Annotated in this window: 21 protein-coding genes; 6 read left to right on the forward strand and 15 right to left on the reverse strand. The window is 47.7% G+C overall.

All coding sequences use genetic code 11. The features are described 5' to 3' along the window. Nucleotides 1–365: 365 nt before the first annotated feature. From der to KU855_RS15885, 8 genes are all read right to left on the reverse strand, one after another. On the reverse strand, nucleotides 366–1,832 hold the full coding sequence (gene der, locus KU855_RS15850) for a ribosome biogenesis GTPase Der (RefSeq protein WP_218531434.1): 1,467 nt from the start codon (nucleotides 1,830–1,832) through the stop codon (nucleotides 366–368). Nucleotides 1,833–1,906: 74 nt separating this feature from the next. After that, nucleotides 1,907–3,094: an outer membrane protein assembly factor BamB gene (gene bamB, locus KU855_RS15855; RefSeq protein ID WP_218531435.1), complete on the reverse strand. Its 1,188-nt coding sequence runs from the start codon at nucleotides 3,092–3,094 to the stop codon at nucleotides 1,907–1,909. 11 nt (nucleotides 3,095–3,105) lie between these two features. Then, nucleotides 3,106–3,726, reverse strand: coding sequence for a tetratricopeptide repeat protein (locus tag KU855_RS15860; protein ID WP_218531436.1), 621 nt, complete (start codon nucleotides 3,724–3,726; stop codon nucleotides 3,106–3,108). A 28-nt stretch (nucleotides 3,727–3,754) separates the two neighbouring features. Then, nucleotides 3,755–5,032 (reverse strand): histidine--tRNA ligase, encoded by a 1,278-nt coding sequence (hisS, locus tag KU855_RS15865; protein ID WP_218531437.1) that lies wholly within the window; start codon nucleotides 5,030–5,032, stop codon nucleotides 3,755–3,757. Between the two features lie 213 nt (nucleotides 5,033–5,245). Then, entirely contained in the window at nucleotides 5,246–6,355 is a 1,110-nt protein-coding gene (gene ispG / locus KU855_RS15870) for a flavodoxin-dependent (E)-4-hydroxy-3-methylbut-2-enyl-diphosphate synthase (RefSeq protein ID WP_218531439.1), read from the reverse strand. Between the two features lie 11 nt (nucleotides 6,356–6,366). Further along, the gene (locus KU855_RS15875) at nucleotides 6,367–7,338 is read right to left on the reverse strand and encodes a RodZ domain-containing protein (RefSeq protein ID WP_218531441.1); all 972 of its coding nucleotides are present in this window, start codon (nucleotides 7,336–7,338) and stop codon (nucleotides 6,367–6,369) included. Then, entirely contained in the window at nucleotides 7,335–8,120 is a 786-nt protein-coding gene (gene pilW, locus KU855_RS15880) for a type IV pilus biogenesis/stability protein PilW (protein ID WP_218531443.1), read from the reverse strand. The genes KU855_RS15875 and pilW overlap by 4 nt, the downstream gene beginning before the upstream one ends. A gap of 34 nt (nucleotides 8,121–8,154) precedes the next feature. Further along, the gene (locus tag KU855_RS15885) at nucleotides 8,155–9,276 is read right to left on the reverse strand and encodes a bifunctional tRNA (adenosine(37)-C2)-methyltransferase TrmG/ribosomal RNA large subunit methyltransferase RlmN (RefSeq protein ID WP_218531444.1); all 1,122 of its coding nucleotides are present in this window, start codon (nucleotides 9,274–9,276) and stop codon (nucleotides 8,155–8,157) included. Nucleotides 9,277–9,557: 281 nt separating this feature from the next. Here KU855_RS15885 and KU855_RS15890 point away from each other — a divergent pair, with 281 nt between their 5' ends. Together KU855_RS15890 and KU855_RS15895 are read left to right on the forward strand one after the other, a co-directional pair. Further along, nucleotides 9,558–10,628, forward strand: a complete 1,071-nt coding sequence (locus KU855_RS15890; protein WP_218531445.1) for a CNNM domain-containing protein — start codon at nucleotides 9,558–9,560, stop codon at nucleotides 10,626–10,628. Between the two features lie 58 nt (nucleotides 10,629–10,686). Then, entirely contained in the window at nucleotides 10,687–12,426 is a 1,740-nt protein-coding gene (locus KU855_RS15895; protein WP_371316380.1) for a bifunctional UDP-sugar hydrolase/5'-nucleotidase, read from the forward strand. Nucleotides 12,427–12,454: 28 nt separating this feature from the next. Here the strand turns inward: KU855_RS15895 and KU855_RS15900 are convergent, their stop codons facing one another. From KU855_RS15900 to KU855_RS15915, 4 genes are all read right to left on the reverse strand, one after another. Further along, nucleotides 12,455–12,919: a GNAT family N-acetyltransferase gene (locus tag KU855_RS15900; protein ID WP_218531449.1), complete on the reverse strand. Its 465-nt coding sequence runs from the start codon at nucleotides 12,917–12,919 to the stop codon at nucleotides 12,455–12,457. Next, entirely contained in the window at nucleotides 12,916–13,428 is a 513-nt protein-coding gene (locus KU855_RS15905) for a GNAT family N-acetyltransferase (protein WP_218531451.1), read from the reverse strand. The genes KU855_RS15900 and KU855_RS15905 overlap by 4 nt, the downstream gene beginning before the upstream one ends. Nucleotides 13,429–13,517: 89 nt before the next feature. Beyond that, nucleotides 13,518–13,778 carry an NrfJ gene (locus KU855_RS15910; protein ID WP_256261076.1) on the reverse strand — a complete coding sequence of 87 codons (261 nt, stop codon included), beginning with the start codon at nucleotides 13,776–13,778 and terminating at the stop codon, nucleotides 13,518–13,520. A gap of 176 nt (nucleotides 13,779–13,954) precedes the next feature. After that, nucleotides 13,955–14,179, reverse strand: a complete 225-nt coding sequence (locus KU855_RS15915; protein ID WP_371316379.1) for a DUF3820 family protein — start codon at nucleotides 14,177–14,179, stop codon at nucleotides 13,955–13,957. Between the two features lie 385 nt (nucleotides 14,180–14,564). Between KU855_RS15915 and KU855_RS15920 the strand changes: the two genes are divergently transcribed. From KU855_RS15920 to KU855_RS15930, 3 genes are all read left to right on the forward strand, one after another. Continuing rightward, nucleotides 14,565–15,308: an AAA family ATPase gene (locus KU855_RS15920; protein ID WP_218531454.1), complete on the forward strand. Its 744-nt coding sequence runs from the start codon at nucleotides 14,565–14,567 to the stop codon at nucleotides 15,306–15,308. After that, nucleotides 15,268–15,621: a hypothetical protein gene (locus KU855_RS15925; RefSeq protein WP_218531456.1), complete on the forward strand. Its 354-nt coding sequence runs from the start codon at nucleotides 15,268–15,270 to the stop codon at nucleotides 15,619–15,621. The genes KU855_RS15920 and KU855_RS15925 overlap by 41 nt, the downstream gene beginning before the upstream one ends. Nucleotides 15,622–15,701: 80 nt before the next feature. Beyond that, nucleotides 15,702–16,556: a zinc-dependent peptidase gene (locus KU855_RS15930; protein WP_218531458.1), complete on the forward strand. Its 855-nt coding sequence runs from the start codon at nucleotides 15,702–15,704 to the stop codon at nucleotides 16,554–16,556. 39 nt (nucleotides 16,557–16,595) lie between these two features. Here the strand turns inward: KU855_RS15930 and KU855_RS15935 are convergent, their stop codons facing one another. The 3 genes from KU855_RS15935 to aceB form a co-directional block, all read right to left on the reverse strand. Beyond that, complete coding sequence (locus KU855_RS15935; protein ID WP_218531460.1) at nucleotides 16,596–18,074, reverse strand: HDOD domain-containing protein; 1,479 nt, start codon at nucleotides 18,072–18,074, stop codon at nucleotides 16,596–16,598. Nucleotides 18,075–18,239: 165 nt separating this feature from the next. Then, nucleotides 18,240–19,559 (reverse strand): isocitrate lyase, encoded by a 1,320-nt coding sequence (gene aceA / locus KU855_RS15940; protein WP_218531462.1) that lies wholly within the window; start codon nucleotides 19,557–19,559, stop codon nucleotides 18,240–18,242. A gap of 75 nt (nucleotides 19,560–19,634) precedes the next feature. Next, entirely contained in the window at nucleotides 19,635–21,257 is a 1,623-nt protein-coding gene (gene aceB / locus KU855_RS15945; RefSeq protein ID WP_218531464.1) for a malate synthase A, read from the reverse strand. 839 nt (nucleotides 21,258–22,096) lie between these two features. Between aceB and bamE the strand changes: the two genes are divergently transcribed. Continuing rightward, nucleotides 22,097–22,597, forward strand: a complete 501-nt coding sequence (bamE, locus tag KU855_RS15950; RefSeq protein WP_218531465.1) for an outer membrane protein assembly factor BamE — start codon at nucleotides 22,097–22,099, stop codon at nucleotides 22,595–22,597. The last annotated feature ends 175 nt before the right edge of the window (nucleotides 22,598–22,772 follow it).

The raw sequence follows: 22,772 nt of genomic DNA on the forward strand, positions 1-22,772 counted from the left end.
TGCGAGACAGTTCAAGCTTGATGGGAAACGGGATAGGGCCTATCCACGTGCGTTAAAAATGAGTAAAAACAAGTATCCCATTAAGTCTAAGAAAAATGCCGTTCACACTAAGTGAACGGCATTACCCCTAGGGGCGCTATTTTTTTAAGCTAAATACTCATGAGCGCCGCATAACTGCTTTCCTTCAAGGGCTCGCTTGCCCCCTTTAGCCAGCGGACTCAGTCGGGGAGCACTCTGGCTAAGCTTTGCAATCAGCTTTGCGATACGTTGGTGCGTTTAACCTTGGGTCGGCCCAGCGCCTGTCGCACAGGCATAAAAAAGGCAAACTCCTCAATGGAGTTTGCCTTGGTAACAATCAAGCTTAATTAGCTTTTCTTGTTTTTGATCATCGACATAGTACGCTTACGGCGACGCTCTTGGCTCAAGGTCAGCTTTTCAATCTTGCCTTCGAATGGGTTTTCACCCTCATGGAAGCGCAATTGAATTGGCGTACCAACAACCTTTAATGAACGACGATAGTAGTTCATCATGTAGCGTTTGTAAGAGTCAGGCAACTTGCTAACCTGGTTGCCGTGGATCACCACGATCGGTGGGTTATAACCACCGGCGTGAGCATATTTAAGCTTAACCCGACGACCATTGACCAAAGGTGGCTGGTGATCATCTTGTGCCATTTGCATAATACGCGTCAGCATCGAGGTACCTACACGCTGAGTCGCGCTATCGTAAGCCTCGTTAATAGATTCAAATAAATGACCTACGCCAGTACCGTGCAATGCCGAAATAAAGTGAATGCGGGCAAAATCAATAAAGCCTAAGCGACGATCCAATTCTGTTTTCACGCGCTCTTTAATATTTTGATCGATACCATCCCACTTGTTAATGGCGATCACTAAGGCGCGACCGGCGTTCAGCACAAAGCCTAACAAGCCCAAGTCTTGCTCAGCAATACCTTCGCGAGCATCGATGACCAACAGCACAACGTTAGCATCTTCAACGGCTTTCAAGGTCTTGATCACTGAGAATTTCTCAATGGTTTCATGCACCTTACTACGACGTCTTACTCCTGCGGTATCGATAATGATGTACTCACGCTCATCGCGGGCCATCGGAATATAAATACTGTCACGAGTCGTGCCGGGTTCGTCATAAACCACCACGCGCTCTTCACCGAGGATACGGTTGGTTAAGGTTGACTTACCCACGTTAGGCTTACCAATAATGGCCAGCTTAATCGGCAAATCTTGCAGCTTGGTTTGCTCGGCTTCGGCTTCTTCTTCAGTATAGAAACGCTCGTCGGCTTGTTCTTCCGAATCTTCATCACGGACAATGCCCATGGCTTCGGCATAAGGAGCCAGTGCGTATTCAATCATGTTGGTCACGCCGCGGCCTTGGGCTGCGGCCATATGATACACTTCACCTAAGCCTAACGACCAAAATTCAGCACAGGCTGAATCTGCATCAATACCGTCAACCTTGTTAGCCACCACGAACGTCACTTTTTGACGACTACGTAAGTGCTGAGCAATACCCAAATCGGCCGCAGTTAAGCCAGCGCGGGCATCACACAAAAACAGGACAACATCCGCTTCTTCAATTGCCGCCAGCGATTGCTCAGCCATCTTGGTTTCGATACCTTCTTCGGTACCATCGATACCACCAGTATCAACCACAATAAACTCGTAACCTGACAGGTAAGCGCGGCCATATTTCCGATCGCGAGTCAAACCAGGGTAGTCAGCCACCAGCGCATCCCGGGTGCGAGTCAGACGGTTAAACAAGGTTGACTTGCCCACATTGGGACGGCCTACCAGTGCCACTACAGGGATCATGTTTTTGCCTCTTTATTTTCTTCAATAAAAAGCCCCCGGAAACTTCCAGGGGCTTTATCAAAATATGCTTTGATTTATGGAAGTGTTACTGCCGCAATTTTGCCACTGCGGCCCTGTACGTATAAGGTGTCATCAGCCACCACTGGCTGACTGTACAGTCCATCGTCATCAATCAAAATTCTGCCAACAATTTTGCCGTCATTTCGGTCTAAAAAGTGAAGATAGCCTTCAAAGTCACCGACCACTAAGAAATCGCCGAACACCACAGGGGCGGTCAATTCACGATTAGTTAATTCGGTATTACCCCAACTTTCTAGCCCGTTACGACGGTCAACCGAATACACTCGGCTGTGATCGTCCACTAGGTATAATTGTAAGCCACTGCTGGCTAAATTCTTAAAACTAGAATATTTACGAGCCCAAACGACACGACCAGATCGGAGTTCCATCGACACTAGGTTGCCATTATAACTGACTGCGTAAAGATTATCGCCCAAAATTAGCGGCATCATATCGACGTCGGCCATTCGGGTGAATTCATTGCCGCCTTTCGGGGTGAACACCGCTTGTTCCCACGCTGGCTGGCCGTTAGCTTTCACCACTACCGCCACTTTGCCATCGGCAGTGCCCACGAAGAAACCACCGGCCTCAAAAGACGCCGCGCCAGTGCCTCGTAAAGTCAGCGCTGGCAAACTGGTTTCATAGCGCCACAGGGATTCACCGCTGTCGACATCGAACGCTTGGAGCACGCCAGAACCCGTGTTAACGACGACAACATCTTCGGCCACCGTTGGGTTAGACATCAGTTCACCGTCGGTTTCGGCGTACCATTCAACCGCCCCCGTCTCGGCGTTTAAGGCGCCAAGATAACCGGATTCACTGCCAATAAAGATCTTGTCGCGCGCGGCAACGATACCGGCAGATAAGCGAGCGCCTTTATTTTTAACCAGTAACTTATCGTTAAAGGCCTTAGTAAAATCCTGCTGCCAGACTGGCTCACCCGTGCTTTCATCATAGGCAATGACGAGACCGTCTCTGTCGGCAACAAAGACCTTACCGTAACGCACTTCAGGTTGCAGTTGGGAGTAAAACGCCCCGACGCCATTGCCAACATTGGCGCTCCAACTGATGGTTGGAAATACAGTTGCATTAAGCTCTGTTAGCTCGCTAATGGGCTCTTCTTCTACATCGCTTGAGGCACATGCAGTCAATAAAGACGCCGCAATTGCGGCCGCCAGTAGGGGTTTACACCAGGATTTCATCGGCCTTTTCCTTATGCCTTGTTCAGGTTATCTATCTTCATTTGCAGGGCTGGACTCGCAGTCAAGCCACCAACATCAGCCGCGGCTTGATACGCGAGTCGCGCTTTATCAAGTTCGCCCTGACGCACAAGGAAGTCACCTTTTAGTTCATCACGCTGGGCCGCAAATGCAGGATCTGTCACCTGCTCTAAGGTCGCAATCGCCATCCCAAGTTGCTCTTGCTGCGCTTGAATACGCGCTAAGCGTAACGTCGCAATCATGACCAGCCCAGTGTCAGGCTTATCGGCAATGACTTGTTTGAGCGCAGTCTCGGCTTCGCTCAATTGACCCGCATCAACCGCTGCTTTCGCCAACATCAGGTCCATCATGGCTTGATAACCCACTTGGCTGGTGTCTTTAGAAAACGCAGCTGCCTCTGTCATAAAGCCTGTGTTTTGGGCATTGCCAGCTAAAATAGCTTGATATTGCTCTGACGCGGCTTCAGCAGACAATATTTGCTTTTCTGAATAATAATTCCAGCCATACAAGCCACCAAGGCCGACGACTGCCCCAACAATGATCGAGGTACCATAGTCTTTCCAAAACTGTTTGATTGCGTCGACTTGTTGTTCTTCTGAGCTATAAATTTCCACGCGCATCCCCTACGTTTTTATGCTTTATTTATTCAATCAGATCGGTTAACACCTGAGCCAATTGATGGCTATCAACCAGCTGCTGCGGTTCATTAGTGCGTAGCGATTTAATGGCGACTTTACCCGCCGCTAACTCGTCTTCACCAATAATGACCGCGACTTGTGCGCCGCTTTTATCAGCTCGCTTCATTTGTTTCTTAAAATTACCGCCTCCGCAGTGAGACATCACCTTAAGGCTTGGCACCTCATTTCGCAACTGTTCTGCTAATTTGGTTGCTTCTATCAGACACGCATCACCAAAGGCTGTGACATACACATCCACCACGGGGCCAATATCTTGAGTTAATTCCAAGGTTTCCAGCAGTAAGACAATACGCTCAAGCCCCATGGCAAAACCAACGGCAGGGGTATCTTTACCGCCTAATTGACCGACTAAGCCGTCATAACGACCACCGGCCAGCACGGTTCCTTGCGAACCTAAACTATCAGTGACCCACTCAAACACAGTGCGGTTGTAATAATCTAACCCACGCACTAAACGCGGGTTGATGCGATATTGGATACCCACACCATCAAGAAGTTCACATAACTGCTTGAAATGATTTTTAGAATCTTCGCCTAAATAGTCCATCAACTCTGGGGCATCGGCTAATAAGGCTTGCACCGCAGTATCTTTGGTATCGAGTACACGCAATGGATTGGTGTACATCCGACGTTGGCTGTCTTCGTCTAATTGATCTTTAAACTGCTCTAAGAAGGCCACTAATGCATCACGGTATTGAGCACGCTCAGCCGGATCACCTAAGGTGTTCAGCTCTAAGGTCACATGCTCGGTAATGCCCAGCTCGCGCCAGAGGCGTGCCGATAACAATAACACCTCAGCATCGATATCGGCGCTAGCAATACCATAAACTTCAACACCAAACTGGTGGAACTGACGATAGCGTCCCTTTTGTGGGCGCTCATGGCGGAACATCGGGCCCATGTACCACAGACGTTGTTCTTGGTTATAGAGCAACCCATGTTCATTACCCGCACGCACAGTCGATGCTGTGCCTTCGGGACGCAAGGTCAAGCTATCGCTGTTGCGATCAGCAAAGGTATACATCTCTTTTTCAACGATATCGGTCACTTCGCCAATGGATCGCTTAAATAAATCGGTACTCTCTACAATAGGAGTGCGGATTTCACTGTAACCATAGGCTGCAACGGTATGGCGTAATACCGCTTCTACTTTTTGCCAAATGGGGCTTTGTGTTGGCAGAATGTCGTTCATTCCGCGAATCGCTTGGATCTGTTTTGCCACGTTAGACTCGTCGATATCGTTATTAATTAAAAACCGCCCGCATTATATACTTAAACAGGGGTAAAAGGCCAAGTTCACCCACATCAAGTTACGTTATAACCTGTGAGTTAATGCCGAGTTCAACTCCCCTTAAGGGCGTCTGGCATCCGACTGGATAAAATAAAGCCAATGCAGATGCATTGGCTTGATGACACTCAGATAAGCACGCCTTGTTTAGGCGTCACTGGTTGGGATTCGATTGGCAAGTAAACTCGCCTGCGCTCGGATTTTTTGCTCGAGTTGGTCGACCAAGTTGTCGTTGTCAAACCGCTCTTTCTGGCGCACACCATTGAGATAATAGCCGCTCTTACGGTGACTGCCGGTCAAGCCGATATGCGACACTAACGCTTCGCCCGGTCCATTAACCACACACCCAATAATAGAGACATCCATCGGCGTGATGATGTCTTCAAGGCGTTGTTCAAGCGCATTGACGGTAGAGATCACATCAAACTCTTGGCGCGAACACGAAGGACAGGCAATAAAGTTAATCCCGCGAGAACGGATCCGTAACGATTTAAGAATATCAAAGCCCACTTTGATTTCTTCAACCGGATCGGCGGCAAGAGAAATCCGTAAGGTATCACCAATCCCTTCAGCCAATAACATGCCTAACCCCACCGCGGATTTGACCGAGCCTGCACGGGCGCCACCGGCTTCGGTAATTCCCAAATGTAACGGCTGCACAATTTGCTTGGCCAATTGACGATAGGATTCCACCGCCAAGAACACATCGGAGGCTTTAACACTGACTTTAAACTGGTCAAAGTTGAGGCGATCGAGAATATCCACATGACGCATGGCAGACTCCACCAACGCCTCCGGTGTCGGTTCGTGGTATTTGTCCATCAAGTCTTGCTCTAATGAGCCGCCATTAACCCCAATTCGAATGGGAATATTTCTATCTCTCGCGCATTCAACAACAGATCGAATGCGCTGTTCGTTACCGATATTACCGGGGTTGATCCGTAAACAATCCGCACCGTATTCGGCCACTTTAAGGGCAATACGATAGTCAAAATGAATATCGGCCACTAAGGGAACATTGCTTTGCTGCTTAATTAATTTAAACGCTTCGGCGGCATCCATGGTCGGCACAGAGACGCGCACAATATCAGCACCGACTTTCTCTAGCGCACGGATCTGAGCCACGGTCGCTTCAACATCGGTGGTGCGAGTGTTGGTCATCGATTGCACCGCAATCGGCGCACCATCACCAATCGGGACATTGCCGACATAAATACGACTAGAGGCGCGGCGCTTGATAGGAGATTCACTAAACATCGGGTTCTCGCTTATTCACTCATTGGGCTTGGCAAGGTAAAACGGGCAACCTTATCTTGATAGGCGGCTAACGATACTGGCTCACCATTAAAGGTCATGGTGACGGCCTTCGGCGCGCCAATGATCACTTTAAAGGGCGCCACACCGCTTAATTTAAGTTGTGCACCCGCGGTTTTAACACCATTGACTAAGGTTTTACCGTTGGCATCGATGATTTTCATCCAGCAATCTGCGCTTAAATCTAGGGTCAATTCACCGGCTTGATTGCTGACAGTTTCCGCGTCTGAAGGCGGCGCGCTCGGGCTAACTTCTACCGCTGGGGCCGCAGGCTCGGGTTGCGCCGTCGCGGTATCATCTGCGCCAGTGTCTTGACTGACAGGCGCTTGCTCAGGGGCGCTTGGCGTCGGTGATAACTCTTCGGCGGTGATCCCAGGCGCCAGACTATCAGCGCTGGTCGCTAAGAGGACATCGACATCGTCGGCGACACTGGCACTCGGATCGCTCGCAGCCACTTCTTCAACACTGGGCTTAGAGAAATCCAAAGTGGTATCAGTATTGGACTTTTGCACCCACCAAAGCACCATTAACGCTACTAACACAAACGCGATGAGCCAAGTGACTAACATCAGGCGACTATCGCGGGCTTTAATCGTGGTTTTTCGAGAAAAGCTCTGCATGGCAGGCTTTTCTTCACTAGGCAATTGCGCGTAAATACAGGCCTTAATCAAGGCTTCATCAGCGCCAACGATGCGGGCGAAGTTTTTAACATAGCCTTTGACATAAATCGGCGAGGCGATGTTATCAAAGCAATCGCGTTCGATATCTTCAACGATGGCCGGGCGTAGATGTAAGCGCGTGGCCACATCGCTCAGCGACATATTCTTCGCTAAGCGTGCTTCTTTTAAAATAGGGCCCGCAGTGGCAGTGATTTCAGCATCAACCTCTGGGGTTACGTCGGATGTTTCAGTGTGCGATTCTGTCATTGATGTAGACTAGCCCGATACTCTTTGGCCTGATTGGAGGAAGGAAATGTTGCCAGCAATTGGATACCATATCGCTTGGCTGCCTCCGGATCATTCAGACCTAGTTCAATCCGTATCCCCAACTCAAGACTTTGCGGAGTGTCTGCTGCAACGCGTTGAAATTGTTTTAATGATTGCTTGGCTTGAGAATAGTTATCTTGTTGCAAAGCAATTTCAACTAACGCTAACAGTGACGTTCTGCGTCGGGGCTCATATTTAAGCGCGGCAATAAAGTAATCGCGCGCTTTATCTAATTCTCCAGCTTCTTGGCTACACAGGCCTAAATTTTCATAACTGGCAGCGGCTCGTGTATATTCTGGTTGCTCAATTGCTTGTAAAAACCGTTTTTCAGCTTGCCGATACTGTCCTTGTTGGCAAAGGTATACGCCAAAATTATTAAAGGCATCACCGCTGGCTGATGAGGACTTAATCGCGTCTTCATACGCTATCACAGCTCTCGGGTCATCACCTACGGTCTGATAATAATACGCCATCGCAATATGAACTTCCTCAAGATTAGGCGCATAAACTTGCGCCTTATCAAGATTGAATTTCGCTTGCTCGCTATTACCTTTCTGCAGGTAGGTCAGGCCCAGCTGAATTCGCTCCTTCGCCGCAGCGACGGGATCAAATTTTCGCTCTTTTACTTGGACATCTGTGCCTGAATAAGTCTGCTCGGTCACACAACCCGTGATTGCCGTTGCCAGAATCATTGTCAGGGTTAACTTCGCCATTCCTTGCATATTAAGTTCGACCTATTTAAACGCAAACAAAGAGTTAGTCCATTCTGACTGAAATTTGACTTTGTTGCATTTGTTTTTTCGCCAGACGTTTGGTTCGATCGCGAATATCCCCGGCTAACTGGCCGCACGCCGCGTCAATATCATCGCCACGGGTTTTACGAACAATGACAGTTAAGCCATATTCCATCAGTACTTTTGAGAAACGATCGATTCTCGAATTTGAAGAACGACCATAAGGTGAACCCGGGTACGGGTTAAATGGAATTAAATTCACCTTACAAGGGGTGTCTTTCATTAACTTAGCCAACTCATGAGCTTGGTCCGTGCTGTCGTTAATGTGATCGAGCATCACATATTCCACCGTGACTCGGCCGCGGTTGGCATTAGACTTAGCAATATAACGCTGGATCCCGCCAATAAATTCATTGAGTGGGTACTTCTTATTGACTGGCACCAATTGATCACGCAATCCATCATTGGGAGCATGAATACTTACCGCCAACGCCACATCCAGTGCATCGCCTAACTTATCTAACGCAGGCACCACGCCTGAGGTTGATACCGTGACACGACGCTTAGACAGAGAGAAACCAAAATCGTCTAACATGATGTCTAACGCTGGGATCACATTGGCTAAGTTCAGCAAAGGCTCACCCATACCCATCATCACCACGTTGGTCACGGGACGTTCACCGGTTTCTTTGGCAAAGCCTAAGAAATGCGATACCCGCCAAATTTGACCGACGATTTCAGACACAGATAAATTACGGTTGAAACCTTGCTGAGCGGTTGAGCAGAAAGTGCATTCTAATGCGCAGCCTACTTGTGATGACACGCATAAGGTGGCGCGATCTTCCTCAGGAATGTAAACTGTTTCGACTTCCTGACCTTCGCCAACGTTAATGGCAAACTTAATGGTGCCATCCACTGATTTTTGATAGCTGGAAATCTCCGGCGCGCGGATTTCGCAACGAGCAGCGAGTTTTTGACGCAATACTTTATTGATATTGTTCATTTGTTCAAAATCGCTGACGCCAAAATGATAGATCCACTTCATCAATTGATCAGCACGAAATGGCTTCTCTCCCATTTCAGCAATTAGCGCTCGCATCGCTTTACGATCCAAGTCTAATAAATTGATTTTCTTTTCACTCATTTGGCTAACCTCAACAACGAATACCGGCCACAGGGCGGCGAATTATACTCATGCTCAGCTTAATACGCTAGTAACAGTTAGACACTGGTGTTATTACTTTTACCTAAACTTGTTTAAATCCTAACTTTCTTTAATGAGATCAGGCCTTAGCTCACATTTCATCCAGCGTTTGTCGAGATTAACTTTACTCAATGTGATTTTTTAAGTTTGAGTAATGATTATGTGCTATTATTGCGCGCGGTCAATATCGGCCTAAATTACGGAGTTGTAATTCCACCTTTATGGTTACCCTCATCATAATCATCCTTGTCGCTGTCGGTGTTTCCTTCCTGTGTAGCGTGTTTGAAGCTGTATTACTGTCTGTGACACCCAGTTATATCGCCAACCTAGCGCATACTAATCCAAAAGCTGCCGCCAAACTCAGCAAGCAAAAAGAGAATGTAGAATCGCCTTTAGTGTCGATCTTAACCCTCAATACGATTGCCCATACCGTCGGCGCCGCTGTCGCTGGTGCGCAAGCAGCAAAAGTATTCGGCGATGATATGCTCGGGGTTTTCTCCGGCGTGCTTACCTTTATTATTCTGTTCTTCTCGGAAATCATTCCAAAAACCATTGGTGCTAACTATTGGCGTTCACTGGCGCCTATGGTCACGTACGCACTGTTTTGGATGGAAAGGATCACCTTGCCGTTAATTTGGATGTCAAAACAAGTGACCCAATTATTAGGTAAAGGCGATGAAGGCCAATATATTCGTCAAGAAATGAGTGCGATGGCCCGCATGGGACACGAATCAGGCGAATTAGAAGCCCAAGAATCGAAGATTTTGACCCAGATGTTGCAAGCCCGAGACGTACCGGTGACCGCGATTATGACGCCGCGCACTGTGATGTTCTCCTTGCCCGTCACTATGACGCAGCAGGAGTTTATTGATCTTCACATCAATAAACCCTTTACGCGCATCCCAGTGTATGACCAAGACCATGACGATATCGTCGGCTATGTCAATCGCACCGATATTCTATTAGCCAGTCGCGATACCCCAGAAGTGGCGATCGATGTACTCAAACGCACCCTAATGGCTGTTCCTGAAACCGCCAAGATTTTGCCGTTATTTGAGCGCATGATTAAACGCAATACCCAAATTGCCATGGTGGTGGATGAATATGGTTCTGGCTTAGGTATTGTGACCCAAGAAGACATCATTGAATCTATGCTTGGCCTTGAAATTGTTGACTTAAACGACCCAGCTGCCGATATGCAGCAACTAGCCCGTCGTTTATGGAAACGCCGCATGCAAGACAAAGGCATTCGCCTGTCTGATGACGGTGATTTTGAACAAGTCTCCAATTAAGCCCTCTGGCGGGGAGCCCTCCCCGCCATATTTATCTCAGTTAGTACCGAGTGTTGCCATGCGTTATCGTCTGCTGTTAACCCACATCAATGATCCCCATTCGCATTTTGAACCGAATAAAATTCAGTTGGTGGTCAAACACCATGATCAATCCGTCAGGGTAAGTTGTCATAGCGGCGGCGCCGCGCGCATTGGCTACCAATTACAACAAGCAAGGCTAAAGGCCAAGCAAAGCCAGCAAGCATTTTTATTTTTGCATGGCGGCGACAGTTTTCAAGGCACCTTGTATTTTCGCGAGTTCAAAGGCATTGCTAACGCGCAACTGCTAAATAAACTGCAACCCGATGCCATGGTGCTTGGCAATCATGATATTGATGGTGGCAGCCTGCCCATTAAGAATTTCTTAGATACCATTCGCTTCCCGTTACTGGCAGGTAACATGAAAACCCAAGCACTGCCCACAGGTGTTGGGATCAAAGGCCACTCACGCTTGCATGATTTTGATGAGCAGCAAGGCTGTGCCAAAGTGTTGTTACGGCCATTGGCTGATAAACAGATGGCCATCATTGGCTTAACCCTGACCGATATGGCAAAAATTGCCAATATCGATGACGACACACAGTTTTTATGTGCCGAACAGGTTGCCCGTCACACCATAGCGGCATTACACCAGCAAGGGATCTACCACATTATTGTGCTCAGTCATTTGGGCATTGAGGGCGATAGGTTGCTGGCGCAACGCGTCAATGGCATCAGTCTAATTGTCGGTGGACACAGCCACACCTTACAAGGCGACTTTAGCGACCTTGGGCTGGGTCATATGCCTTATGGCGAAACTCATAATCACACGCCGATTGTCCATGCCGGAAAATATGCCGAAACCTTAGGGATGGCAGAGGTTGAGTTTAACGATAGCGGTAAAGTCATCATGCTTGAAGGATGTAATTACTTCATGCAAGACAAGCAATTACTGTTAGATTCTGATAGCACACTCACCAATGAAGATTATGCCAATATTTGCGAACGAGTGCATAAGCACCCGGCGATGCTTGGACACCATGCATTAGATGCCATTGATGATATCGTCAAATCGCGCTATCAACCGGCGTTGATTAAATTACAGCAAGACATCATTTGTCAGGTACCCAGAGCCTTTGTTCACCAGCGCTTACCCGGACAAGCCATGCCTCATGGCAGCCAATTAGCTCCGCTGGTGAGTCAGAGTCTCTATTGTCAAACCAAACTCTCCTTGCCGGTGGATTTTGCTTTACACAATGCCGGTGGCGTCCGCCAATCGCTCGCGGCTGGCCCAGTATCACGTGCCGATATCCTCGGTAATATATTGCCCTTTGAGATCCCACTGGTGCGCTACCATATTCAGGGTCACTTTTTATCACAAACCTTGGAATCAGCAATTAACGCCGCGACCAACAACGGTACTCAGGGCACTGGGACCGGCAGTTTTCCCTACACTTGGGGCTTACGGTATGCCTATGATGGCCGCCTGCCGTTAGGGCAACGCATCACCCGGCTCGAGTATTACAGTGCCATCGGCTGGCAAATGGTGCTGCCGCTGCAAACATACACTGGCGTGTCCAGTGCTTATACCGTGATGGGTAAGGAAGGTTATGATCCGATTTTACAAAGTGAGTGGCAACAAACGGTGCCCAATCTGACCTTACCCTCGGCGTTTATCGATTATTTGCAATATGCCGACTTAGCCTGTCATCCTTTGCCCACGGTAAACTATATTAGCCACCGACTACCGCGGGCAGAAGATCAGCAGTCAAGTTCCTGATAAGGTCTGGACAAGCCTGTTGCAATGATTAGCGAATGCACTGACATAAGCATACGTTGGCAGTATTGGCAGCGATTGCCGAGTTCATCGATGCTGCCCGAGCAAAGCCGCGGCGCTCAAAGAACGCGACAGCATTGACATCGGCATCCACATACACGCTCTCGACTTGTTGCTGTTTTAAAGCATGAAGCATGACCTGATGCAAGGCACTCACCACCCCGCGTTCCCCTTCTTTAACGAACAGAAACTGGATGAAGCATTGCTCGCCTTTGAAGTGAACACTCACCAAGCCGAGCACTTGCTGTTGTTGCTTGGCGACCCAAGAATAATGGGTTTGTAAATTAGCGCGCCAAAAACTCGCCGATAAGCGAGCATCCGTGACTTCAGTCGCGGTGCCATTGGTTGGGATCTGAGCCAATGCATGGTTGCGAAAGGCCTCGGCAATGGCATGTGCATCTTCGGGGTCATAATCATAAACTTTAAATGCTTTCATAATTCAAGACTCATCTGAAAACTCGGGATCATCTGCCCCAATTTGATCTGATAAATTTTTTGTTGCTCAACAAATCCTTTGGCGGCAAATACCGGCCGAGACAGGTAGGAAGCGTCGACAGTTAAGCGCCCAAGTCCCGACTCAAGCGCCCAGTGGTAGAGTTGATCTAAGAGCGCCGATGCTACCCCTTGCCCTTGATAGTCAGGACTCACATACAAGCTATCGATATACCCTAATTGCCTAAAGCCTGACTCGACATTAATAAAACCAATACACTGCCAACCTTGAGTCTGTGGCGTAACCGCCAGCCATGTTTGGGTGCGCGATAACCGCTGATGCCAATGACGAGCCGAGCGCGGCGCCGATGACCATGCCATTAAATGCTGGCTACGATAGCCACTATGGTCAATCGCCCGCACCGCCTGATGAAACAATTGGCTGATAGCAAACGCATAGCGTTTGTCATAAGCAATAATCTGGAATCGAGGTTGTGCCACAGTCGCTGTCATTCATCAAAAACCTTTAGTGAGTATAGAATTAACAAAAAGAAAAGCAGCTAAATAGCTGCTTTTCTTTTACAAAAACGTCAAATGCACGCTTATTGTTTATCGATTTTTCCAACGAACAAAATTTTATCGAAAGTGCGATTCAAGGTGTTGCTGGTAAAGTTCTTCATCCAGCTTTGACCTGCCAAGGTCACTTGATCGCCTTTGCTCACAGCAACCTGAGGCCCTGCCGCCCAAAAGGTATTATCGCCTTGTTGCACTTGCACATAGGTATAGCCACCCGCGTTCATGGTGTCGATAACCTTGCCTTGATATGCCTCATCTGCCATCGCGGTTAATGAACAACAGGCCATCACCACACCAGCAATCAAGCCAGATAACTTTAATTTCATTACTTTATCCCCACACAGCTGCCCCGATGACAGCCTTTCTGTTGCGCTAGCAATATCATATTCGGCGCGCTCTATGCAGCCATGGGCGTTAAAAAGCCCACTTAGATCGCAATTTATCATGATAGTCGCCGATAAATTCAGCGTTCAGTTAATAACGGCTGAAATTGCCCTTCCAAACCATTGAGTTTAATTTCATACACTAAGGCCAATTGCTCTCCGAGTTTGCCCTCTGGAAACCCTTGGCGATGAAACCACACCAGATAGGGTTCGGGTAAGGTTAATAGTTTTCTGCCCCGATATTTACCAAAAGGCATCACTTGATTAATCGCGGCGATCAATTGCTGTTGTGCAAATTCAGACACTAGACTTCCTTTATTTCGAAAAACACTTAGAAAACTTACAAATAACAAACAAAATAAACATAAGTAATGAATATAAGAAAAGCGTGCGACAAGCCATCAAAATACAACCGACGCAGTAAAAATGCCATCCCCTCAAAATGGAAACGAAATTATCAGAAAATTATCAACAACTTATTTTGCACCCCGCCGATATCACCATCAGTGACAATATTCTGACACCCAAGGCAATATCGTCAATTTTACCACCGTGCGGCGAGATGATGACTCCGCCAAATAAACGCACATTGCCAAGGTCAAAGAGCGCCACTAGAGTGAATAACACGGACCCGACTTATTCAAGCGCTTTTGTGGCAGTTTGAAGTTAAGTCTACATAAGGAGCTCAAAATGATTATATTGGTTGGCGGAGAAAAAGGTGGCAGTGGCAAAAGTTGCCTCGCACAAAATATTGCCGTATTTCTTAGCCGAGATTGCCAAGCTTCTGTGATCATGGTTGACTGCGATCCTCAGCGCACGACTTCAGACTGGATCCAAGCCCGCAATAATAACCCCGAACTCACTCCAATTAATTGCGTCCAGCTGTATGGCAAGATCCGCAACGACTTGCTCAGTCTAGATCAGCACTATGATTTTGTAATTATCGATTGTGGCGGCCAAGATAACCTCGCCCTGCGCGCCAGTATGTCGGTGGCTCAACATGTACTCATGCCACTGCGACCTAAACGTCGCGATTTAAAGACCGTCTGCCATATGGATGATGTGGTAGCCACCTGCTCTATGGTCAATCCGGATCTGCACGCCTGCTTTATCATGACCCAATGCCCCAATCTACCTAATCAGGCCAACCGTATTTTAGAGGCAAAAGAGGTGTGTCGCACTTACGATATACATGTGCTCGACGCCATCACCTACAGCCGCAACATTTATGATGATAGTGAAGAATCGGGGTTATCTGTTCTCGAAATCGATCCCAATGGCAAAGCGGCGACGGAAATCCGCGCTATCGCGCTTGAGTTTTTAGGGGTTAGCACCGTCGATGAGTTGCTACAGCAAATCAATACCGCAAAAACCAGCACAAATGGAGGCGAATATGGGCATGGCCGATCTCAAGAAAACCGCATCGTCAGCTAATCGCCAACAAACGACGGCAGTCAGCATTGATGATTTTATCGATGATGCCACCTTTTACGCTATGGGTACCAGTCAGTTGACTAACCCCGCACCGTCGCCATTACGCTTGGTGGAACCTGTCAATCCATTGCCAAGTACCCAGTTTAGAAATGCTACCTTTAGTTTTTCAGAGCAGGCCATTACCGAGTTGGCGGAGATGGTGCAAGAAGAACATCAATCTAAGTCAAAATTATTAAGGCAACTCATTCATGCCCATTACCAGCTGACGGCTCAGCAAAGAGCCACCTTAGAAGACAAATACAAGTTAAGATGATGTGGGAAAGTTGTTACCTTATTTGTGTTTAGCCCCCGTTTTAGTTCATACTCGAATAAGGACTAATTTAAGGAGTCGCTATGGTAACTATCGGTTTTTTGGCCTTTATATCCCTCGCTATCATTATTTGGATAATGGCTTATCCATGGCGGATAGCGCTGCATCGCCGCCAAGTAATGTCCAATCCCTTTCCTAAACCTTGGCGCCACATCTTAAAAGCGCAGGTGCCATACTTTTTTCTACTGCCCACTGATTTGCAGCTCAGACTCAAAAAATTGATATTTTTATTTGTGCATGACAAGCAATTTATTGGATGTAATGACCTAGAAATCAACGATGAAATACGGGTCACCATTGCCGCCCAAGCCTGCCTTTTATTACTCAATAAAGAAAAAGAAACAGACTATTACGGCAAATTAGACACCATTTTGGTCTACCCCGAAGCATTTATTGTCGACAATGAACAAGTCGATGATTTTGGCGTTGCCCATAGACACAGCCATGTATTAAGCGGTGAGTCTTGGGAACAAGGTAAGGTGATCCTCTCTTGGGCTAACGTTCTGAAGGATGCTGCGGCCCCAGGCCAAGCTGGCAATGTGGTCTTTCATGAATTTGCCCATCAATTGGATCAATTGAGCGGCAAAGCCAATGGGGCTCCGCGACTCGGTTCGAGTAAAAAATACCGCCAATGGTCAGAAGTAATGAAACGCGAGTTTGCTCAACTCAACCACGCCGTCGAATCGCAACAACCCAGTTTGATAGACGCCTATGGGGCGACCAATCCTGCTGAATTTTTTGCTGTGTGTACTGAGGTATTTTTTGAGCAAGCCCATCAATTAAAGGCGCAGCATCCGCAGTTATTTCAGTGTTTACGCCGATACTATCGACTCGATCCCAGCGAGTGGCTCCCACAACCTAAGCCCGTCAGTCACTGAACACTATGCCACTTGGCCCCAAGGTAACAGGCAGTGACGTTACCTTTGGTAGGCTAAGTTCAGGCAAAGGTTCGCTTGCTGCCAAAATAATGAAGCCCCTTGAACTTGCTGCTCAGTTAACAGCAAGTGACTGTCGCAATACACTAACCCTATCGCTTTATTTTCAAGCACAATTGCCCCGAGACAGCAGGTTTGATTATGCTGTTCTTTAATCAATGCCCCCAAGGCGGGCGCCCTGAGATTAATCTTGGTTTGCGGTGGCAAACATTGATGCCATGCTTGACAATCACTCTGGTAATACATCATGGTTTTATCGCGCAGCAATTGCCCTAACAAGGGATTGTCAGCCATGGATAATTGCAGCTGCGCTTTCAACGCCAAACACTGATCACCATAGGCCATTTTCGGGGTTAATTGCCGTTTATCTTTCGATAACAGTAATACGCAAGCGCGATTAAGCCCCACCCCATCGACCAAGCCTTCGAGCACCAGTTGCAAGATGGGGTTAAAGTCCGATTTAGCCCCCGCCAGCGCCGCTAATTGGGATAACACCTGCAACTGCTTTTGCTGATCAAAGGGTTTAGCTGCAGGCGCAGCGCTCACGACCTTGATGGGTGCGGGCGTTATCGAAGTACACAAAAAACTCCCGAGCTCGCTGGCACCATAAGCTTTGCTCAACTTAGTGGTGGCTTGTAAACACAGCTCGAGTCGGCGCTCAAAGGCCTCGTGATCCTCGCCGAGTAACTCCGCGCACTCAGCAATCAGTACCGCCGACTTATCCCGTTCGCCTTCACTCAGCGCCACACTCAGTTCATTGGCTTTGGTGATACTTTGCACTTCCGCTGAGGCGGAGCGCGGTGGACTCAATGCCTTTTGCAGCATATCGCCTAAGCCCCATTGCGTGACTAAGGCCAGAGTTAATTGCTTAAAACGACCACCGATAATGTCTTTAATCGCTTGCTGGCGTTGGTCTTCATTGCTGCAATCTTGCAGCGTACAGGCCAGCTGGTTAACTTCGGGCAAGCCACTGCTCCAAAAGGCCGTCTCGCCTAAGTGAAACAGCAAACTCGCGATAAACACTTCCTCGCGAACATGCTCACTGTGTTGCTGCTGCATCATGCGCCCAATCATGGCCGCTTGGAATGAACGTGCCATTTGCGTCAATAAAATCTTGTAGACCACCTCATCCACTAACTCTTGATCGACCATGGTGCTCAGTAATTTGGCCGTCAGACAAATATTACGCATCACATCAAAGCCCAGCACCACCGCCGCCCGGCTTAAGGTCGTGATCTGCGCCCCCCCTTTATGGTAAGTGACACTGTTGGCCACCCGTAAAATACGCGTGGTTAAGGCATTATCATGCATGACACTGCGGCCCAAATTGGCTAAAGGGCTCACGTCATCATCGGCCAATAATTCCAAATTACGGACAGTTGAACATAAGGCGGGAAGTTCTTGCTCACCTAAAAATTTAATCCAAAAATCGAGGCGTTTAGGAGTCGTTTTAGTCTGCATCCGATGCTCAATAGTCCATGGCCACTCATATTGATATGAATCAAAATAACTATCAAACCATTCAGATAGTAACTTTAGTATAGGGAAAAACAAAAAAAATGCGGCACTAAGGCCGCAAATACACTTCAAAAAACAACAATCAACTCACTTAAAAAAAACAAATAGTTAGAACTGCTCCTCTTCGGTAGAGCCAGTCAATGCCGTCACTGATGACTCACCGCCTTGGATGACATTGGTCACTTTATCAAAATAACCCGTGCCCACTTCTTGCTGGTGAGCCACAAAGGTATAACCCTTCTTGGCAGCTGCAAATTCGACTTCCTGCACTTTCTCAACATAGTGTTTCATGCCTTCACCACGGGCGTAGTCATAGGCTAAATCGAACATGTTGTACCACATGTTATGAATACCCGCTAACGTGATGAACTGGTACTTATAGCCCATGTCTGACAAGGCTTGCTGAAATTTGGCAATGGTGGCATCGTCCAAATTTTTCTTCCAGTTAAACGAAGGAGAACAGTTATACGCCAGCAATTGATCTGGGTACTGAGCATGAATCGCTTCAGCAAAACGACGCGCCTCTTCGAGATCTGGCTTAGCCGTTTCACACCAAATTAAATCGGCATAAGGGGCATAAGCCAAGCCACGCGAAATAGCTTGGTCAAGGCCAGCATTCACGCGATAGAAGCCTTCCGAAGTACGCTCACCGGTAACGAAGTCGCGATCATAAGGGTCGCAATCAGATGTCATCAAATCGGCCGCATTAGCATCAGTACGGGCAATCACTAAGGTTTCAACACCACTAACATCAGCGGCCAAGCGAGCAGCAACCAGCTTTTGTACGGCTTCTTGAGTCGGCACCAACACTTTACCGCCCATGTGACCACACTTCTTCACTGAGGCCAGCTGATCTTCAAAGTGAACCCCTGCCGCCCCAGCATCGATCATCGACTTCATCAATTCATAGGCATTCAGTACGCCACCAAAACCGGCTTCGGCATCGGCCACGATTGGCAAAAAGTAATCGGTATAGCCATCGCTACCCTCTTCAATTTGATTGCTCCACTGGATTTGGTCTGCGCGGCGGAAAGAGTTATTAATACGTGATACTACCGCAGGCACTGAGTTCGCTGGATATAACGACTGATCCGGATACATAGAACCTGCCAAGTTTGCATCGGCAGCGACTTGCCAGCCAGACAAATAGACCGCTTCAATCCCCGCTTTAGCTTGTTGCACGGCTTGACCGCCAGTTAACGCCCCTAAAGAGTTGACATAGCCCTTCTTCGCACCACCATTCACCAGCTGCCATAGTTTATCGGCACCGCGCTTAGCGATGGTGTTTTCGGGGACGATAGAACCGCGCAGAGCGACGACTTCTTCGGCGGTGTAAGGACGGCGGACACCTTTCCAGCGAGGATTTTCAGCCCAATCTTGCTTTAAGGCATCGATTTGTTGTTGGCGAGTTGGTTGTGACTGGCTCATAGTGCTTTCTCCTTGAAAACGTTAGTTGAGGGCGCAAACCGTTCGCGCCCGTTAATAGGGTGATAAGTTATTCGGTTATTCCGTTAATAGCTGATATCCAGGCTCAGTTAAGAAATCGACCAAGTCATCACTGGTGGTAATTTCTTCAAGCAATACCGCGGCTTTGGTGTACTGACCGCGGGTGAAGGTTTCTTGACCAACTTCCTCTTTGACCTTAGCTAACTCTTCAACCAACATGCTTTTAAACAGGGCTTTAGTCACCAGCTTGCCGTTAGATAACGACTGGCCATGTTGGATCCATTGCCAAATAGAGGTGCGACTGATCTCGGCGGTTGCCGCATCCTCCATCAGGCCATAAATGGGCACGCAACCATTACCGCCAATCCAAGCTTCGATGTATTGCAGCGCGATACGTAAATTTAGGCGCATCCCCTCTTCGGTACGTTCACCCTCACAAGGGGCTAATAACTCCGACGCTAAAATTGGGGCGTCCACATCACGGGTAATGTGCAATTGATTGCTGTGGTTTTCACCGATGTAATCGTTGAATATTGCCATTGCGGTATCGGCTAAGCCCGGATGAGCAACCCAAGTACCATCATGACCATTACGTGCTTCCAGCTCTTTATCCATACGCACCTTGGCCAGTACAGCTGCATTGGCCTGTTCATCTTTTGCTGGGATAAAGGCTGCCATGCCCCCCATGGCTAGCGCGCCACGCTTATGGCAGGTCTTAATCAGTAACCGTGAATACGCGCTTAAAAAAGGCTTATCCATGGTCACCTGTTGACGGTCAGGCAAAATGCGATCGGCATGCTTCTTTAATGTTTTGATATAACTAAAGATGTAATCCCAGCGACCACAGTTAAGCGCCACAATGTTAGAGCGTAATTCATACAGAATTTCCTCCATTTCAAACACCGCAGGCAAGGTTTCAATCAAGCAAGTACATTTAATGGTGCCGGGCGCCAAACAAAAGCGCTCTTCGGCAAAGCCGAATACCTTGGCCCACCAACGGGCTTCTTCATGCCCTTGCAGCTTTGGAATATAGAAGTAAGGTCCCGAGCCTTTCGCCAGTAACTGACGATAGTTGTGATAGAAATACAGGGCAAAATCGAGCAAGCCGCCGGGGATCATCTTGCCGTTGAATTGCAAATGCTTTTCAGGCAGGTGCAGGCCTCGTACTCGGCAAATCAACACCGCTGGGTTGTCATTTAACTGATACAGTTTACCTGTCTGTTCATTGGTATAAGTAATGGTCCCGTTAACCGCATCGCGCAGGTTAATTTGCCCTTGGACTACCTTGTCCCATGACGGCGCCAGAGAGTCTTCAAAGTCGGCCATAAACACTTTCACATTGGCATTGAGTGCATTGATAATCATTTTGCGCTCAACAGGGCCCGTGATTTCGACACGACGATCTCGCAAGTCATGAGGGATGCCGCGGATTTGCCACTCGCCATCACGAATAGCGCGAGTTTGTGGTAAAAAATCCGGTAACTGGCCTTTATCGATACTGAGCTGGCGTTGCTTGCGAGCATCGAGGAGTCTGTCTCGCTCAGGCATGAACTCCTGACAAAGCGCCTGCACAAACGCCAGAGCACCTTCAGTAAATACAGTGTCAGCTCCAGCGATATCGTTACCAGTTATAGTCAATGGCGACTGGTGCTGACTGATTGTCATTGATGTATCTGTCATGGCGATGCCTCTTTATTCGATTATCCGTGTCGGTTATCAGTGTCAGTGCTAACTCATTCATTGACTTAGCTAAGGTCTAACGACTCCAACTGCTATGGCGCTGGCCTAGGCCTTGTGATTAGCGCTCACCATTCAAATGTTGAATTAGTACTAAAAGCTACCGATGAACATTTGCGAAAGCAACAATCTCGCAATACGAAAAAGGGATGGCAATGGCACCTTTGGGCACCCTGAAATTGGTATTACCAAAAAGAGCGCGAACATTAAGTTGTTGAAATATTGAGGTAATCATTGATTGAGCGTGACTTATGTCACGTCGAGATGCCAGTTGTCAGACAAATGTACCAAAGCCAAACGCCTGTTGGTTATTACGTTATATAATTACATGGCGTATATAAATATATACGCGTAAAATCATGAATCATCTTAATGCAGATCGTAGCGGCTGTTTATACCCGCCCACAACGGAATGCTATTAAATACAATAAAAACATAAGCTTACTAAAATTCAGCCTAAGCAAAAATTCAAACGCGCGTTTTAACTTTACCTTTACGTAAAGGTGTATGCTGGGCGCGGGGCAATAATGGTTCGCTGGGTGTATGTAGATCAGCCAACATTCAAATTTAATTTGGTCAAATTGCAAAATAAATCAATAAATATGCACTTTATAGCGAAATGCTGGCTTAAGATGGCGATTTGATGACAGCCTAGCGCGCAAATTCAACCAACACTCACAATCGCATTCACAAAGGATAGCGGCTTCGCGGCTATTAACTCTTGTCAGTCATACCTTTGCTTAGTTATGATTGAGGCCAATTTTGATAGCTTGCAGTGACCAATGATAACGATAAAACGTACCAGACAAGTATTAGCCCTGACCGTATTAAGCCTCAGCATCAGTGGTTGCAGTGTGTTTGATTGGCTAGTGTATAAGCCCGATGTTCCGCAAGGTAACTATATGGAGCCTCAGCAAGTCGAAAAGCTGCGGATTGATATGACCAAGGAACAAGCCGAATACATTTTAGGCCGCCCTGTGCTGCGCGATAGTTTCGCCGATGATACTTGGTATTATGTGTATCATTTTAAAAGTGGCCGCGATGCCAGCATCATTCATAAAGAATTGGTTTTAAGCTTTGACGCTCAAGGTAAGCTCAGCAGCGTGAGCGGTGACTATGAGTTAAACCAAGATTTTGCCGTACCTTTAGAGCAAAGTTCGCTACCAATGACTAACTCAGTAGCCTCCGAGCCCTTAGTGCCAAATAGCCGAGGCGATGCTAAGCCATTAGTGGAAGAAGACAAGCCACTGTCGCAGCAAAAAGTGATTCAGGATAAACAGTAATTGAGGTAAGTCTCAGCGGCGTTTATCGCTATAAAAAAAGCTCGCCACGGCGTAATGCCGATCAGTTAAGACAGATCGCTTGACGATCTCACTGAAAGGATCAAAATCCGATGACCCCTTGTCATCGGATTTTTTTATGCAACTTTCAGAAGCTTTGGCGCGTACTCATATCAAT

Source organism: Shewanella sp. NIFS-20-20 (assembly GCF_019209865.1).
In the GTDB taxonomy this organism is placed as follows: domain Bacteria; phylum Pseudomonadota; class Gammaproteobacteria; order Enterobacterales; family Shewanellaceae; genus Shewanella.